The sequence below is a fragment of the Nocardia yunnanensis genome, assembly GCF_003626895.1.
Lineage (GTDB): Bacteria > Actinomycetota > Actinomycetes > Mycobacteriales > Mycobacteriaceae > Nocardia > Nocardia yunnanensis.
Window position 1 is genome coordinate 3,857,739 of sequence record NZ_CP032568.1, and the last position, 17,007, is coordinate 3,874,745.

Consider the following 17,007-nt stretch of genomic DNA (forward strand, 5'->3'; position numbering starts at 1 on the left):
TCATAAATCCTCGGAATGAGCATTGGACGGATGAATGGGGGCGGCGTGACGATGGCGGATACCAGCCATCGAGGAGGCCATCGACATGAACGCGCATCGCGAGCCGCCCGAATCATCCACCGGCCCAGAGATTTTCGATGTCGTGCTGATCGGCGGCGGGATTATGTCGGCCACGCTCGGCGCGATGATCGCCGCGCTGCAACCGGATTGGTCGGTGGCGCTGTTGGAGCGGCTCGACCGCGTGGGCGCGGAGAGCTCGGCGGCGTGGAACAACGCGGGCACCGGGCACTCGGGATACTGCGAGCTCAACTACATGCCGGATCCTGATGACGCCGGCAAGGCCGCGGAGATCGCATCCCTGTTCGCGGTGTCGCGACGGTTCTGGGCCGGGCTCGCGGAGCGTGGCACGCTGGCCGACACCGGATTCGTGACCGCGACACCGCATATGGATGTCGTGTTCGGGGAGCGGGATGTGGCGTACCTGCGGCAGCGGTTCGAGACGCTGCGCGCACTGCCCGCGTTCGCCGAGCTGCGCTACAGCGAGGATCCGGAGGTCATCGCCGAGTGGGCTCCGCTGATCATGCAGGGCCGTGCGCCCGGAGAACCGGTGGCGGCCACCCGATTCGAGGGCGGGACCGATGTCGACTTCGGGAGCCTCACCGGGTCGCTGGTGGACGCCATGACCGAGGCGGGCGCACGGGTGCGGACGGGGCACCAGGTGACCAGACTGAGGCAAGGCGGCGACGGGGTGTGGACCGTGTCCGGACACGACCGCAATACCAAGCGGCGCTTCACGATCCGCGCTCGATTCGTCTTCGTCGGCGCTGGCGGGTACGCCCTGCGCCTCCTCCAGCGTGCGCGGCTGCCCGAGGTGCGCGGCTACGGAGTGCTGCCGGTCGGTGCGCAATTCCTGCGCACCGACAACCCGGCGGTGGTGGCGCGGCACCAGGCCAAGGTGTACAGCCAGGCCGCCGTGGGCGCTCCCCCGATGTCGGTGCCGCACTTGGACACACGCCATGTCGACGGCAACTCGTCACTGCTGTTCGGCCCCTACGCCACCTTCAGCACCCGGCTGCTCACCCACGGCCGCCTCACCGACGTCTTCACCACCCTCCGATGGTCGAACCTGGCGGTCCTGGCAGCCGCGATCTTCCTAGACCTGTCCCTCATCCGCTACCTGATACGCGAACTGCTCTCCACCCGCCGCCGCAAATTCGCCCAGCTCCAACGCTTCTACCCCCACGCCAACCCCGCCGACTGGCACCTGATCCGCGCCGGCCAACGCGCCCAACTGGTCAAACCCCACCCAACCCGCATCGGCATCCTCACCATGGGCACCGAACTGATCACCAGCACCGACGGCACCATCGCCGGCCTCCTCGGCGCCTCCCCCGGCGCCTCCACCGCCCCCGCCATCATGCTCGACCTCCTGACCCGCTGCTTCCCGCACCACCTCTCGGCCTGGCAACCGACACTGCACCACCTCGCACTCACCCCAACCCGACAAGAAGCGCCGCCAGTTCCCGAGCCCGGAACACCGGGCTGATATGCCCGGTCAGGCCTATGTAGCTACGCGGGCTCCGCCCCCAGCTCTCCGCCTCGACCCGGCCGTCGGCCGAACTGGTCTGCGCCGCACCCTCCGGTCGCATGCCGTAGTTCATCAGAACCAGATGCCGCCGAACCTGGGAAGCTACTTGGGCTGCTGGGAGTTCAGGTGGGCGGCTTGGCGGGTGAGGTGGTCGCGTTCTGCGAGGTTTGTGGCGGTGCGGGCGGCTTCCGCGTAGAGGCGGGCGGCGGTGGTGGAGTCGCCGGCGCGTTCGTGCAGGTAGGCCGCGGCGGCGGTGTGGCGTGGGAGAGCGGGGTCGAGGTCGGAGAGGGCGGCGAGACCGGCTTGCGGCCCGTCGGATTCGCCGAGGGCGACGGCGCGGTTGAGGCGGGCGATCGGGCTGTCGGTGAGGCGGACGAGTTCGTCGTACCATTCGACGATTTGGACCCAGTCGGTCTCCTCGGCGGTACGGGCGTCGGCGTGCAGGGCGGCGATGGCGGCCTGGGTTTGGTACTCGCCCAGGCGATCCCGGGCCAGGGCGGCTTGCAGGATGTCGACGCCCTCGGCGATCAGGCGGGTGTCCCATCGGGCGCGGTCCTGGTCGGCGAGCGGCACCAGGGTGCCGTCGGGGCGGGTGCGGGCCGGGCGGCGCGCGTGATGCAGCAGCATCAATGCCAGCAGGCCCGCCGCCTCCTCGTCTGCGGTCAGCTTCGCGAGCTGGCGGGTCAGGCGGATCGCCTCGGCGGCGAGATCGACGTCGCCCGAATAGCCTTCGTTGAACACCAGATACAGCACCCGCAGCACGGTGCTCAGATCACCCGGCTGGTCGAAGCGGACATCGGAGACGGTGCGTTTGGCGCGGCTGATGCGCTGCGCCATGGTCGATTCCGGCACCAGGTAGGCCTGCGCGATCTGCCGGGTGGTCAGACCTCCGACCGCGCGCAAGGTGAGCGCGACGGCCGAGGCCGGACTCAGCGCCGGATGCGCGCACAGGAAATACAGGTGCAGCGTATCGTCCACCGCCGCAACCGATTCCGGTGCGGGCTCGGCCCATACCGCGTCTTCCCGCTGCCGGCGGGCGGCCTCGGCGCGCGTGGCGTCGAGGAACTTGCGCCAGGCCACGGTGATCAGCCACGCGCGCGGATCGCGGGGCGGCTCCTGCGGCCACACCCGCACCGCTTCGATCAGCGCCTCCTGCACGGCGTCCTCGGCGGCGGCGAAATCCGCGCCGCGGCGTTCGAGGACACCGATCACCGTGGGCGCGAGATCGCGCAGCGCGACCTCGTCCAGCCCACCGTGATCGGGCACGTTCACTCCGTGATGCACTGGGTCGCGCTCATGAACGGCCGCAGCTCGAGCCATTCGTGGATCGGCTCGCCGCCCGCGCCCGGCGCCGCCGACAACTCTCCCGCCAGCTCCAGCGCCCGCTCGTAGCTGTCGACGTCGATCACCATCCAGCCGGCGATCAGATCCTTGGTCTCCGCGAACGGCCCGTCGGTCACCGGCGGTTTGCCCGGGCCATCGGACCGTACGAAGGTGCCCTGCGGGGTCAGTGCCTGCTCGTCGACGAACTCCCCGGTCTCCCGCAACCGTGCGGAGAATTCGCGCATGTATCGCAGGTGCGCGCTCACCTCCTCGGGCGTCCACCGATCCATCGGCACATCGTTGACCGCCGCGGGCGCGCCGCGATAATGCTTGAGCAGCAAGTACTTGGCCATCTCGTCCCTCCTCCCCGGTTCCGCGTCAGGCCCGCTGCCGCTCGGCCCGCTGCCGTGCCAACTCTTCCACGGCACTGGGCAGTGTCGTCTCGAAGTCGATCAACTTCACCCACGTCGGCGTCACCACGATCCGCACCATCCCGTCATACAGCGACCGCACCTCCGCCTCCCACGCCACCCGCTGCTCCGGAGTCATCTCGTACGACCCGTTCATCGTCAAGAACTCCTCCGGAATCCCCTCCACCACCTCCAACTCCGCCGTGCCCCGCAGCAGCAGAATCTTCGGCGGGTGCACCTCGGTGTCGATGGTCAACGCCACCCTCGGATTGGCCCGCAACGCAGCCAATTTCGCCGAATTCTTGGCGGTGCACATCACGATCTCCGCCCCGTTCCACACGAACGCGATCGGAATGACCCGAGGCGTCCCATCCGTGGCCACATACCCCAGCCGAGCCAGATCCCGCCCCAACAGCTCCTGGCTGTAAGCCCGCCCCAGAATCTCTCGAATCTCGTTCGCATCCATCTCGGTTCCTCCTGCTGGTGACTCTCGCTAGCGGCCCTGGAAGGCCCTTCCACACCAGAGACGGACCCGATCCCCAATTCTCGACATCCCACCCCAAAAAATCTCGAACCAATTTTCCCGCGCCTCCCACCAGCCCAAACCCACTGTCCAGGGCAATCTGCACACGTCCGCGCTGACGCCTGGTGCGGGGCGGTGAACGGCGTTGGGCTAGGAGACTATTCGGACGGCGTAGGGCATGATGCCGCCTTCGCGGACGGTGGAGACTTGGACTACTTCGCCGGATTGGGGGGCTTCGATCATTTTGTTGTTGCCGATGTAGAGGGCTACGTGCTGGCTGCCGCCGGGGCCCCAGAAGAGCATGTCGCCGCGGGCTCGGTCGGCGACGGGGACGCGGGTGCCCATGGTGTATTGGTAGCCGGAGTAGTGCGGGAGGGAGACGCCGATGCCGGCGAAGGCGTAGATCATGAGGCCGGAGCAGTCGAAACCGGTTTTGGCGTAGTCGCCGTAGCTGTCGGCGGTGCCCCCGTCGCGGATGCCGAGGGTGGGGCCGTCCTCGTCGCCGCCGCCCCAGGCGTATTCGACGCCGAGCTGCGACATGGCGCGGTCGACGACGGTGTTGACGAGGTCCGCGCTGGAACCGTTGGGGCGCACGGGCACGATGGAGCGCCGCGGCGGGGAGTTGTCCTGGACGGTGTGCGGGCGGTGGCCCTGGCCGACCTCGTTCGCGCGATCGGCGGAGGCGTGGTCGGCGCCCACGCGGGCGGCGGCGGCCACGGCGGCGGCGCGGGCGGCGGCCTCCTCGGCTTTGCGCTGCTGATCCCAGGCCACGAAGGCGTCGCGCTGACTCTGCAGGCCGGCCACGTTGGCGCGCGCCGAGTCCAGCCGCTGCTGGGCCGAATCACGCTGCGAGACAAGGTCGTTGCGGCGCTGGCTTTCCTGGTTGAGTTCGGCCTGCGCGGCGGCGACCGCGTTCTGGGCCTGGGTCTTCTTGGCGTCGGCGTCGGCCGCGGCGGCATCGGCGGCCTGCTGGGCCTGCTTGGCGGCGGAAGTCTTGTTGGCCTGATCGATCTGGGCGTGCCGCAGCCCCTCGACCACCTGCTGCTGGCTACGGGACTTGATGGTGAGCACCTGTGCGCGATTGAGCGCGATCTCCGGCGTCGGCGCGGCCAGATAGCTCACCAGCGAGGTGGAACCCGGCCGCATGTAGACCTGCGCCACGTACTTGTCGAATTCCCGATGCGCCCCATCGACTTTCGCCCCCGCGTCGGTGAGATCGGCCTGGCACTGGGTGACCGCGCGGGCCGCGGCGTCGGCGGCGTCGCGCGCGATCTGCAGATCGACCAGCGCCTTGTTGACGGCTTCGCGGCGGGTGGCGACCGCGTCGTCGAGTTGCTGCAGCTGCTGTTCGGCGGTGGCGACCTGATTGATGAGCGCTCCGACTTCGCCGACTCCGGCGTCGACCTGCGCGCCCGCGGCATTGAGATCACTGTCGCTGGGATTGGGCGGCGGTGGTGGGACGGCATGCCCGCCGGCCATCCCCAATGCCAGCACGATCAGCACTACGAGCAACTCCGTAGCGACCCATAATCGTTGCCGACGTGGCGTGACCGCTTGTCGCATCGCACCTCCCTGAAGTCCCATCCGGCACACCATCCCCAAACGTGCCATCGCGAAACCGTACGGCACGTCCGGGAGCCTGCCGTTCAGCCACACCGCAATCACACGAATGTAATTCGCCGATAGCCACAAAGTCGCTGGTAACGGACGAAACACCCTGTGCCCGCAAACGACACGCGGGCACGAAAAAGGGGCCCGGACCCAGTCCGGACCCCTGCGGGGAGACCCCAGCGCGACTACCGCTGCGCGCGCCGCGCCTTCACCACATACAACCCGCCGATCGCCGCGAGCAGCACACCCAGCGCCACCAGCGTGATCACCGTCCAGGAGATCGTCTCCGGCTGCTCGAGCCGATCCACGAAGATCCGCGCCGCCTCGGTGGTGTGGTCGGGCCCGCGATACTTCGCCTTGTCCTCGGCCCACTCCAGATGCCCGCGGGTGAACTGATCGCTGTAGGTACCGACCCAGTCGTCGCTGAAGACCACCACGGTCCCGTGCTCGATCTTGCCGACCTCGTTGGCCAGATCGCGCAGGTTCGCCTCGATCCCCGGATTGCCCTGCACCACAATGATGTCCAGCGGAATACCGTGCTCGCGCGCGTCGGCGGCGATGGCCGCGAGGGCCTCCTGATCGCGCCCGGCGGGGGCGGCGACATGATCATCGGCGAGATCGGCGATGATGGTCTTCAGGTCGGTGTTCGGCGGTAGTTCCGCCTTGAGGGGCGTGAAAACCGATGGGTGCGAGACGGTCACGAACGCAGAGTACGGGACGGGTTGTCATATCACCTCACCGCGGCTCATGTGTCCCCCCGATGTGCTCACAGGACAAGCGTACTGTTAATGTCGGAAAACGGACGAGGCCCCGCGCCTCGACGAGTCACCGGCACAGCCCCGCCGGTGGCCCTCCCATTCACAGACGAGTGGAGCGCAACGTGACGAGTATCGATACCTTCGGCGCCAAGGGCACCCTCGAGGTCGGAAGCAACTCGTATGAGATCTTCCGTCTCTCGGCCGTGCCCGGCACCGAGAAGCTGCCCTACGCCCTGAAGGTCCTCGCGGAGAACCTGCTTCGCACCGAGGACGGCGCGAACATCACCGCCGACCAGATCCGCGCCCTCGCGGCCTGGGATCCCAATGCCGAGCCGGACACCGAGATCCAGTTCACCCCCGCCCGCGTGATCATGCAGGACTTCACCGGCGTGCCCTGCATCGTCGACCTCGCCACCATGCGTGAGGCCGTCACCGCCCTGGGCGGCGACCCCAACAAGGTCAACCCGCTCTCCCCTGCCGACATGGTCATCGACCACTCGGTCATCCTCGACGTGTTCGGCACCGCCGACGCCCTCGAGCGCAACGTCGACCTCGAGTACCAGCGCAACGGCGAGCGCTACCAGTTCCTGCGCTGGGGCCAGGGCGCGTTCGACGACTTCAAGGTCGTCCCGCCGGGCGTCGGCATCGTCCACCAGGTCAACATCGAATACCTGGCCCCCACCGTCATGGTCCGCAACGGCCAGGCCTACCCCGACACCTGCGTCGGCACCGACTCGCACACCACCATGGTCAACGGCCTGGGCGTGCTGGGCTGGGGCGTCGGCGGCATCGAGGCCGAGGCCGCCATGCTGGGCCAGCCGGTCTCCATGCTGATCCCGCGCGTCGTCGGCTTCAAGCTGACCGGTGAGATCAAGCCGGGCGTGACCGCCACCGACGTGGTGCTCACCGTCACCGACATGCTGCGCAAGCACGGTGTGGTCGGCAAGTTCGTCGAGTTCTACGGCAAGGGCGTCGCCGAGGTGCCCCTCGCGAACCGCGCCACCCTGGGCAACATGTCGCCCGAGTTCGGTTCCACCGCCGCGATCTTCCCGATCGACGAGGAGACCATCAACTACCTGCGCCTGACCGGCCGCAGCGACGAGCAGCTCGCGCTCGTCGAGGCGTACGCCAAGGAGCAGGGCCTGTGGCACGACGCCGACAACGAGCCGGCCTACTCGGAGTACCTGGAGCTGGACCTGAGCACCGTGGTGCCGTCCATCGCCGGCCCGAAGCGCCCGCAGGACCGGATCCTGCTGTCGGAGAGCAAGACTCAGTTCCGTCAGGACATCCGCACATACACCAACGACGAGGTGCCGCACACCGCCCTCGACGAGGCCCTGGAAGAGTCCTTCCCGGCCAGCGACCCGGTTTCCCCCGGCACCGCCACCGACGGTGCGGCGCTGCCGACCGCGGCCAAGGGCAACGGCGGCCGTCCGTCCAAGCCGATCAAGGTCTCCGATCCCGAGCGGGGTGACTTCGTGCTCGATCACGGCGCGGTCGTGGTCGCGGGCATCACCTCCTGCACCAACACCTCCAACCCGTCGGTCATGATCGGCGCGGCCCTGCTGGCCCGCAACGCCGTGGAGAAGGGTCTCGCGTCCAAGCCGTGGGTCAAGACCAACATGGCCCCGGGCTCGCAGGTCGTCGCCGACTACTACGAGAAGGCCGGCCTGTGGCCGTACCTGGAGAAGCTGGGCTTCTACGTGGGCGGCTTCGGCTGCACCACCTGCATCGGCAACACCGGTCCGCTGCCGGAGGAGATCTCCAAGGCGATCAACGACAACGACCTCTCGGTCACCGCGGTGCTCTCGGGTAACCGTAACTTCGAAGGCCGTATCTCCCCCGACGTGAAGATGAACTACCTGGCCTCGCCGCCGCTGGTCATCGCGTACGCGCTCGCGGGCACCATGGACTTCGACTTCGAGACCGATGCCCTGGGTCAGGACAAGGACGGCAACGACGTCTTCCTGAAGGACATCTGGCCGTCGGCGCAGGAGATCGACGACACCATCAAGTCGGCGATCAGCCGGGACATGTTCACCAAGTCCTACGCCACCGTGTTCGACGGTGACGCGCGCTGGCAGGGTCTCAACACCCCCGAGGGCGACACCTTCGCGTGGGACGAGAAGTCCACCTACGTCCGCAAGGCCCCGTACTTCGACGGCATGTCGATGGATCCGGCCCCGGTCGAGGACATCAAGGGCGCGCGCGTGCTGGCGCTGCTGGGCGATTCGGTCACCACCGACCACATCTCCCCGGCCGGTCCGATCAAGCCGGGCACCCCGGCCGCGCAGTACCTGGACGCCAATGGCGTTGCGCGCAAGGACTACAACTCGCTGGGTTCGCGTCGTGGCAACCACGAGGTGATGATCCGCGGCACCTTTGCCAACATCCGGCTGCGCAACCAGCTGCTGGACGACGTCTCGGGCGGCTACACCCGCGACTTCACCCAGCCGGGCGGCCCGCAGGCGTTCATCTACGACGCCTCGCAGAACTACCAGGCCGCGGGCATCCCGCTGGTCGTGCTGGGCGGCAAGGAGTACGGCTCGGGTTCCTCGCGTGACTGGGCCGCCAAGGGCACCCGTCTGCTGGGCGTCAAGGCCGTCATCACCGAGTCGTTCGAGCGCATCCACCGCTCGAACCTGATCGGCATGGGCGTTGTGCCGCTGCAGTTCCCGGCCGGCCAGTCGGCCGCGTCGCTGGGCCTGGACGGCACCGAGACCTTCGACATCGAGGGGATCACCAAGCTGAACGAGGGTGTGACTCCGAAGACCATGAAGGTGACCGCCACCAAGGAGAACGGCGAGAAGGTCGTCTTCGACGCGGTCGTCCGCATCGACACCCCCGGTGAGGCGGACTACTACCGCAACGGCGGCATCCTGCAGTACGTGCTGCGCAACATGATTCGCGGCTAGTCACCGCGATATCGCCTCGGTTCTCGAAGGGCTGTTTCGGAACCGAGTCGTGGTGGTGGGCGCCGGTTCGCCGGCGCTCACCACGCGGCCCCGCAGCGGGCCGCTTCGCTCGTCGCTCGTGCGGGTTCTCCCGATTGGTCGCAAGATCGATAAGGAGAACCCGCACAACACGTTTCGGAGGAGTCCAGTGCCCAAGGTCAGTGACGACCACCTCGCCGCCCGGCGCAGCCAGATTCTCGACGGAGCGCGCAGCTGCTTCGCGGAGTTCGGCTACGAGGGCGCCACCGTGCGTCGCCTCGAGGAAGCGACAGGCCTGTCGCGGGGCGCGATCTTCCACCACTTCCGCGACAAGGACGCCCTGTTCCTGGCCCTGGCCCAGGAAGACGCGGGCCGCATGGCCGAGGTCGCCGCCACCCAGGGTCTGATCCAGGTGATGCGCGATATGCTCGCGCGCCCAGAGGATTTCGACTGGCTCGGCACCCGCCTGGAGATCGCCAGACGCCTGCGCAACGACCCGGAATTCCGCGCCAACTGGGAAGAACGCTCCACCGAGCTCACCGCCGCCACCGTCGCCCGCCTGGAACGCCGCAAGGCCGCCGGCGCCCTGCGCGACGACGTCCCCACCGAGGTCATCCTCGGCTACCTCGACATGGTCCTCGACGGCCTCATCGCCCGCATCGCCTCCGGCCACGCCAACGACAATCTCGAATCCGTCCTCGACCTCGTCGAAGCGTCCGTCCGCCGCAAACAGTGACGACCTGCGGCGGTACCCTCAGACCGGTTCCGCCCCGATGGTTTTCGCAAGCTCCGCCGTCAGCGGATAGACCCTCTCCGCCGGCAGCAGGCCACGGGCCCGCTCGACCCGACCGGCCCGCAGATGTTCCCGCATGGCCCGGACCGCAGGCGTCAGATCGCGGATCTCGACCGTCCAGTCGCTGACGTATCGATCGACGATATGCCGCGACAGACCCACCTGAATGCTGCGATGGTCGAGCTTCGCGCCCCGCAGCGAGTACTCCGGATCCCACTGCACATGCACCACCGAACGCGCGAACAGACTGCGCCACTGCTCGTTTCCAGCGTAAACGCGGCGTTCAGGGCTGGTCAGCACCGCCTGCGCCAACGCCTCCTCCCATCCCGCACGGGTGATCCGCACGGCGAGAATACGTTCCTGCCCGTCCTTGCGCGCCCAATTGCTGCGCTGCATCAGCCACCGAAACGACGGCTTGATCCACGTCATCCGCTCGGTCGAGAACGGCGGCACGAACCGCTGCGCCGCCACCGCCGCCTCCGCGATCTCGGGCCGGTAGGCCTGATAGACCACGATGCTGTCCCGGTCGTAGTCGGCTCTGATCTCGAACTTCGCTGTCACGGGTCAGGACGGTAGTGGGTGACGGGGGTTGCCTACCAATGATTTTCGGGGGTCAGATCACGCCGTGTAGGGGTGGTGGGGTTTCGTGGAGGAGGGAGCGGCCCAGGTGGTGGTATTTCCAGCGGAGGGGGTCGTGGAGGGTGTGGGTGCGGGCGTTGCGCCAGAAGTGGTGGAGGTTGAGGTCGGTGGTGGCGCTGCGGGTTCCGGCGACTTCGAACAGGGCCGAGGAGACTTCGTTGGCGGCGCGGTCGGCGAGAATTTTGGCGGCGGCGACGGCCAGGGACGCCTGAGCGATCAGGTCCGGTGAGGTGGTGGCGGTATCGGCTACCGCGGTGTCGACGGCGGTGGCGGCGGCGGTGAGGGTGGCTTCGGCGGCGGTGACCGCGACGCTCAGCTCACCGAAGCGCTGGATGAGCAAGGGGTCGTCGATGGCGCGGGTGACGCCTGCTTCGAACCAGGGGCGGGACGCCGTGCGGACGAATTCCGTTGCGGCGGTGAGGGCTCCGCGGGCGATGCCCGCGTCGATGGCGGCGTGCAGGAGTTGGGCGTAGGCGCCGTAGGCGGTGGGGGCGCGGACCGCGGCGTCGCGGGCGATGAGTTGATCGCGGTCGACGAGGACGCCGTCGAAGGTGACGGTGCCGCTGCCGGTGGTGCGCTGGCCGATGGCCTGCCAGTCGTCGTCGATGCGCACGCCGGGCGTGTCCGCCGGCAAGTACGCGATGTACTCGCCGGCGGACAGACCGCTGCGTTGGTCGGGATCGTCGAGCCTGGTCAGCACGGCCAGCACGTCCGCGAAAAGTGAACCCGTACAGTAGAATTTGGCGCCGTCGATGCGAAAGCGAGTGCCGGTCGGCCGCACCGTGGTGGCGATGTCGGCGACCGTCGCGCCGCCGCGCTCGGATTGCGCGTTGGCGATGCGGCCGCCGGCCAGCACCTGGCCGAAGTACCGCTGCCGCTGTTCGGGTGTTCCCGCCAGCCGCAGCAGGTTTACGTACACGAAGTGGCTGTGCGGGATCTGGGCGATATTCGGGTCGGCGACCGCCAGCAATCGCACCACCTCCGCCACGGCGCTCGGCGGCAGATCCGCCCCGCCGAACGCGGCCGGCACGGTGATGGCCAGCAGTCCGCTGGCGGCGAGCCGATCCAGCTCCGCGTACGGCAGCCGTCGCTCCCGATCCCGCAGCGCCGCCTCCCGCGCGAACTCCGAGGACAGCTGCGCCGCAACCGAATACGCCTGCTCGGCCGAGGTGATCCGGTCGGCCGCGACCGCGGTCATCGCGCGGCCGCCGGAGTGCGTGCGGCCTCCAACTCCCGCACCAGCGGCAGTACCTTCGCCCCGAAGTATTCGATCTCCTCCTGGAAGTGCAGGAAGCCGCCGAGAATCAGATCCACGCCGAGTTCCTTGTAGGCGACGATGCGTTCGGCGACCTGTTCGGGAGTGCCGATGAGTTTCGTGCGGAAACCGTCGTTGTACTGCACCAGATCCTCGAAGGTCGAATCCGCCCACATGCCCTTACCGTCGCGCGTGGACGCCCCTGCCTGCTGCACGGCGGACCGGAAGCCTTCCACCGCGGGCTTGTTGGCCTTCTCGATGATCTCGCGCAGGGTGTCGCGGGCTTCCTTCTCGCTGTCGCGGGCGATGATGAACCCGTTGAGCCCGAACTTCACCGCGCGATCGTGCGCCTGCGCGACCGAACGCAGTTCGTCGAGTTGCGTGGTGACCCCGTCGAAGTCCTTGCCGTTGGAGAAATACCAGTCGGCGAAACGGCCGCCGTTGCGAATGGCGGCGGTGGAGTTGCCGCCTTGGAACAGTTCGGGATTGGGGCGCTGCGGGGTGTTGAGCGGCTTCGGCTTCAGGGTGAAGTCACGAATACGGTAGAAGTCGCCGCCGTAGTTCACCGCGTCCTCGGTCCAGATCTTGCGGATCACCTCCAGGAATTCCGCACTGCGCCGGTAACGCTCGTCGTGTTCGAGCCACGGCTCCCCCAACGCGGTGAATTCACCGGAGAACCAACCGGATACGACATTGATGGCGAACCGCCCGCCCGACAGATGATCGGCCGTCGCCCCGAATTTCGCCAGCACCGCCGGATGCCACAGGCCCGGATGCACGGCCGCGATCACCTTCAACCGCTCGGTCGCCCCCAGCAGCGCCAGGCTGAACGAGGTCGACTCGTGCTGATACTCCGCGCCGTAGGAGGCGGTGTAGCGCACCTGCGACAGCGCGTACTCGAAGCCGTTGTTCTCGGCGGTGCGCGCCAGCTTGCGGTTGTAGTCGAAATCCCAGCCGGTGCGCTGCTCGATGTCACTGGTGACCAATCCCCCACTGACATTGGGCACCCAGTAGGCGAAGCGAATCTGGTCGGCGATCTGGTCGGTACTCATGAGGCTCCTGTCGAGTCGGGCGAGTGGTGTGGTGTCAGGCGCGGGCGAGGGCGGCGGAGTAGCCGGAGCGTTCGAAGCGCCCGGCCGGGCTGAAACGCTCCAGCAGCGAGTGCGCGTCGACGCCGGTGATCTCGGTGATGTACGCGGAAGCGGCGGCGGGAGAATCGATGTCGAGCAGCGGTTGCGGCCGATGCAGCAGACCGACCAGCGCCGAGGCGAAGCGCGCATCGACCGCGGCGGCCGCGAAGAACAGGTTGCCGATCTCCGCGAACTCCGGATCGCCCAGGAACAGGCGGGTCACCTCGTTGGCGGCGTCCCCGCGCGCGGCCAGGAATTCCTGATAGCGCGCCGAGATCCACTCGGCGTCGAAGGGACCGTCGTGCACGGCCGCCGCGGCGACGAGCCGTTGCGCCTGCACGAGTCCGCTCTGCGCGCCCTGCCCGGCGATCGGATCGTAGGCGGCCGAGGTGTCGCCCAGCGAGGCCACCACGTGCCCGCTCGCGGTGTGCCCCACGCCAGCGCGCACCACCGGCCGCACCGCGCCCTTCAACCACGAGTGCGGGTCCTCCTCGATCACCCGCGTGGCGAGCACCTCCGGCAGATCCCAGTCGATGTAGTCGCGGTAGAGATCCTGCACGATCCGATGCGCACCGGCCGCGGAATCCGCTGCGGCGAAACGGCTTTCCCACTCACTGCCGGGCCGCGCCCACCCCAGGAACGCCCAGCTGGGTCCGGCGTCCTTGTGCAGGTACGGCCCCCACCAGCCCTCGCCCTGATCGGCGAAGATGGAGAATCCGCTGTGCCCGCCCCCGGCGCGGCTGCGATGCGCGAACACGCTGTCGTCGTGCGGCAGCCCGGTCACCGTGACGGTGAGCAGCGACCGCTGCGGGGCGGAGTACACGCTGCGGACGGGATCGATCAGGAACAGCTCCGACAAACCCGCGCGCCCGGTGGCGACCAGGGTGAGGTCGGCGGCGGCCGCGATCGCATCGAGGCTCTCGGGCGTCACCTGCCCGACCACGAACCGTCCGCCGCGTTCGAGAAACCGGGTCAGCCGCTCGTCGGCCTTGAGCCGGGTATCGACGGCCACCCCGGCGAAACCCTGGAAATGGCCGTCGAATTGGATCAATTCCTCGCGTTCGGGTCCCGCGATGCGCACGCTGAGCCCGGTGTGCCGCGGCGCGCGCCCGGTGTAGGTGTCCAATCCCAGCGCGGATTCGGCCTGCTGAGTCTCCCCGAATTCGAGGGCGGTGCCGGTGGCGGGCACGTCGTCGCGCAGGGCGCGCTGATCGCGGTCGCTGTGGAGGGTGACGTCGAATCCGGCGTCGAGCAGCCCGAGCGCGGCGGTGACGCCGGTCTGCCCGGCGCCGATCACCGCCGCCGAACGGGTGGAGGAGGGCCGAGATGTCATGGTGGAGCCTGCCTTTCGATCGGTCGGAGGGGTTGTCGATCAGGGGACGAGGACGGATCCGGGCCGGGAGACGGCATCGGGCAGCGCGGTCGAGTCGGGGCCGCCCAGCCGGTAGCGGGCGCCGCGATGCTCGGCGGGCAGCCGGTCCCCGCGGGCCAGCAGCTTCTCGCGCAGCGTTCCCGGCGCGTAGTCGGTGGCGTACGCGCCACGCGCCGTCAGTTCCGGAATCACATGCGTGACAATGTCTTCGAAGCTGCCCGGGGTGATGGCGTAGGCGAGGTTGAAGCCGTCCAGGTCGGTCTCCTCGGCCCATTCCAGCAGCAGCTCCGCGACGGTGCCGCCGGATCCGGTGAACACCGGCCCCATGCCGCCGATACCCGCCCAGCGTCCGATATCGCGGACGGTCCACTCGCGCCCGTCGTCGTCGAATTCCTGGAACGCGGCCACCGCGGACTGAATCGCGTTGCTCTGCACCTGCCCGATCGGATCGTCGAGGTCGTAGGCGGACAGGTCGATTCCCATCCACCCGGACATGAACACCAGCCCGCCCTCGACGCTGGCGTAGGACACGTACTCCTCGTGCTTGCGCGCGGCCGCCTCGTCGGTGGCATCGGTGATGATGGTCGCCAGCGCGTAGATCCGCGCCGCGTACCGGTCCCGCCCCGCCGCCTCCAGCGCATCGCGGATGCGAGAAACCGTCTGCGCCAGAATGCGTTGGGACGGTCCGGCGATGAAGATCGCCTCCGCGTTCTCCGCCGCGAACCGCACCCCGCGCGGCGACGCCCCCGCCTGATAGATGGTGGGCGTCCGCTGCGGCGACGGCTCCGACAGGTGAATGCCCGGCACCGTGTAATGCGTGCCGCGATGCCCGATGTGATGCACCTTCGCCGGATCCACGTACACCCCGCGCGCCGCGTCCCGCACGACCGCGTCGTCCTCCCACGAGCCTTCCCACAGCTTGTAGAGCACCTCGAGGTATTCGTCGGCCCGGTCGTAGCGTTCGTCGTGGTCGAGCTGATCGTCCTCGCCGAAATTGCGTGCCGCCGACGGCAGATACCCGGTCACCACGTTCCAGCCGATGCGCCCGCCGGTGAGATGATCGAGCGTCGACAGCCGCCGCGCGAACGGATACGGATGTTCGAACCCGGTACCGGTGGTGATACCGAACCCGAGATGCTCGGTCGCGGCGGCCATGGCCGAGACCAGCAGCAGCGGATCGGCCACCGGGATCTGCGCGCCCTGGCGCAGCGCCGCGACATCGTCGCCGCCGTAGACGTCGTAGGTGCCGAGCACATCGGCGATGAACAGGCCGTCGAAACGACCGCGCTCGAGCAGTTTCGCCAACTCGATCCAGTAGCTCAGTTCGGTGTAACGATGCGACTGATCGTCGGGATGCCGCCACAGCCCAGGCGACTGATGCGCGACGCAGTTCATGTCGAAGGCGTTGAACCGGATGCGGCGGGTCATCGCGCCACCTCCGGCGCCGGTCGCTCGCCCGCGCTCCACGCGAACGGTAGCTCCGCCCCGTTGAGCAGGTGATCGCCGATCGCGCGGGCCTTCTGGATGGCCGGATTGTGCACCGAGATCGTGCGGGCATTGCGCCAATGCCGGTCCAGGCGTTGACGTTCGGCCACGATCGAGGCGCCGCCCACCTCGAACAGCAGGCTGGTCGCCGGCAGCACCAGATCGATCACGGCCAGCTGCGCCTGCGCGGCCGCCAGCTCCACCGCCACCAGCTCGTCCGGGTCCGACGCGCCGTGGGCCAGCACCTCGTCGAGTTGTTCGGCGACCGCGAGCACGGTCGCCCGGGCCGCGTAGGCGGCGCTCGACAATCGTCCGATCACCTGCTGCACCAACGGATCCTGCCGGGGCAGTGCCGCCGCCGAATGAGTGTAGCCGCGGGTGCGGGCCGAGACCCATTGCCGCGCATCGAGTTCCGCGCGCTGGGCGATGCCCGCCAGCACCGCCAACTGCACCAATTGCAGGTACGCCGTGGAGTAGGTCGGCCCCGGCGTGCCGTAGCCCGGCCCGAGAATGTCCGCCTCCCGCACCGCGACATCGGTGAATTCGGTGGTGCCGCTGGCGGTCAGCCGCTGCCCGAACCCGTCCCAGTCATCGTGCTGGCGCACCCCGGACGCGTGCGCGTCGACCAGCACCCCGACACGTTCGCCGTCCCTATCGGCGGCGGTGAGGATGTGATCGGCGTACAGCGACCCGGTGCTGTAGTACTTGGTCCCGTTCAGCAGCCAGCCGTCCGGGCCGGGAGTCAACCGGGTGCGATAGCGGTCGACCGCGCCGACCCCGGGCTCGGTGATCGCATTACCGACCAGCGTCCCCGCCGCCACGGCCCGCAACCGCCGCTCCCGCTCGGGACCCGGCTCCGCCAGCAACAGGTCCTCGACGTAGGCGAAATGCACCCGAAGGGCTTGCGGCAGATTGGATTCCGCGGCGGCCAACTCGATGAGCAGCCGGAACAGCTGCCGCACCCCGATCCCGCGCCCGCCGAATTCGACCGGCACCCGCAGCGCGCCGAAGCCCGCCTCCCGCAGCCATCCCACCTCCTCGTAGGGCAGCCGCCGGTCGATTTCGCGGGCGACGGCGTCGTGCGCGATGCGCTGGAAGATCGGCCCGAATGTCGCATCCAGGTCGGTGTCGGTGGGAGTGGAAGCCGCGGTGGATGTCATCGTCACACGATTGCCCGCCGATCACCG

14 protein-coding genes are annotated in these 17,007 nt (G+C 68.6%); 3 read left to right on the plus strand and 11 right to left on the minus strand.

What is annotated here, in order from left to right; genetic code table 11:
• Positions 1-85 precede the first annotated feature (85 nt).
• Entirely contained in the window at positions 86-1,546 is a 1,461-nt protein-coding gene (gene mqo / locus D7D52_RS18030; RefSeq protein WP_120737953.1) for a malate dehydrogenase (quinone), read from the plus strand.
• A gap of 144 nt (positions 1,547-1,690) precedes the next feature.
• Here the strand turns inward: mqo and D7D52_RS18035 are convergent, their stop codons facing one another.
• The 5 genes from D7D52_RS18035 to D7D52_RS18055 form a co-directional block, all read right to left on the minus strand.
• The gene (locus tag D7D52_RS18035; RefSeq protein ID WP_120744218.1) at positions 1,691-2,836 is read right to left on the minus strand and encodes an RNA polymerase sigma factor; all 1,146 of its coding nucleotides are present in this window, start codon (positions 2,834-2,836) and stop codon (positions 1,691-1,693) included.
• A gap of 20 nt (positions 2,837-2,856) precedes the next feature.
• Positions 2,857-3,264 carry a YciI family protein gene (locus tag D7D52_RS18040; RefSeq protein ID WP_120737955.1) on the minus strand — a complete coding sequence of 136 codons (408 nt, stop codon included), beginning with the start codon at positions 3,262-3,264 and terminating at the stop codon, positions 2,857-2,859.
• 25 nt (positions 3,265-3,289) lie between these two features.
• Complete coding sequence (locus tag D7D52_RS18045; RefSeq protein ID WP_120737957.1) at positions 3,290-3,787, minus strand: pyridoxamine 5'-phosphate oxidase family protein; 498 nt, start codon at positions 3,785-3,787, stop codon at positions 3,290-3,292.
• A gap of 207 nt (positions 3,788-3,994) precedes the next feature.
• Entirely contained in the window at positions 3,995-5,407 is a 1,413-nt protein-coding gene (locus tag D7D52_RS18050; RefSeq protein WP_120744219.1) for an NlpC/P60 family protein, read from the minus strand.
• Positions 5,408-5,640: 233 nt separating this feature from the next.
• Positions 5,641-6,156: an Rv1476 family membrane protein gene (locus tag D7D52_RS18055; RefSeq protein WP_120737959.1), complete on the minus strand. Its 516-nt coding sequence runs from the start codon at positions 6,154-6,156 to the stop codon at positions 5,641-5,643.
• A 179-nt stretch (positions 6,157-6,335) separates the two neighbouring features.
• Between D7D52_RS18055 and D7D52_RS18060 the strand changes: the two genes are divergently transcribed.
• Together D7D52_RS18060 and D7D52_RS18065 are read left to right on the plus strand one after the other, a co-directional pair.
• A complete protein-coding gene (locus tag D7D52_RS18060) occupies positions 6,336-9,128 on the plus strand; it encodes an aconitate hydratase (protein WP_120744220.1) in 2,793 nt (930 codons plus the stop codon).
• Between the two features lie 187 nt (positions 9,129-9,315).
• A complete protein-coding gene (locus tag D7D52_RS18065) occupies positions 9,316-9,882 on the plus strand; it encodes a TetR/AcrR family transcriptional regulator (protein ID WP_120737961.1) in 567 nt (188 codons plus the stop codon).
• An 18-nt stretch (positions 9,883-9,900) separates the two neighbouring features.
• Here D7D52_RS18065 and D7D52_RS18070 read toward each other — a convergent pair whose 3' ends face one another.
• The 6 genes from D7D52_RS18070 to D7D52_RS18095 are packed head-to-tail and all read right to left on the minus strand — an operon-like array spanning position 9,901 to position 16,980.
• Positions 9,901-10,500: a DUF4291 domain-containing protein gene (locus D7D52_RS18070; RefSeq protein ID WP_120737963.1), complete on the minus strand. Its 600-nt coding sequence runs from the start codon at positions 10,498-10,500 to the stop codon at positions 9,901-9,903.
• A 52-nt stretch (positions 10,501-10,552) separates the two neighbouring features.
• On the minus strand, positions 10,553-11,776 hold the full coding sequence (locus tag D7D52_RS18075) for an SfnB family sulfur acquisition oxidoreductase (RefSeq protein WP_120737965.1): 1,224 nt from the start codon (positions 11,774-11,776) through the stop codon (positions 10,553-10,555).
• Positions 11,773-12,885 carry a dimethylsulfone monooxygenase SfnG gene (gene sfnG / locus D7D52_RS18080; protein ID WP_120737967.1) on the minus strand — a complete coding sequence of 371 codons (1,113 nt, stop codon included), beginning with the start codon at positions 12,883-12,885 and terminating at the stop codon, positions 11,773-11,775. Before sfnG ends, D7D52_RS18075 begins: the two co-directional genes overlap by 4 nt.
• 34 nt (positions 12,886-12,919) lie before the next feature.
• On the minus strand, positions 12,920-14,296 hold the full coding sequence (locus tag D7D52_RS18085; RefSeq protein ID WP_120737969.1) for a styrene monooxygenase/indole monooxygenase family protein: 1,377 nt from the start codon (positions 14,294-14,296) through the stop codon (positions 12,920-12,922).
• Between the two features lie 39 nt (positions 14,297-14,335).
• Positions 14,336-15,763, minus strand: a complete 1,428-nt coding sequence (locus D7D52_RS18090; protein WP_120744221.1) for an LLM class flavin-dependent oxidoreductase — start codon at positions 15,761-15,763, stop codon at positions 14,336-14,338.
• Complete coding sequence (locus tag D7D52_RS18095; RefSeq protein ID WP_120737971.1) at positions 15,760-16,980, minus strand: acyl-CoA dehydrogenase family protein; 1,221 nt, start codon at positions 16,978-16,980, stop codon at positions 15,760-15,762. Before D7D52_RS18095 ends, D7D52_RS18090 begins: the two co-directional genes overlap by 4 nt.
• Positions 16,981-17,007 lie beyond the last annotated feature (27 nt).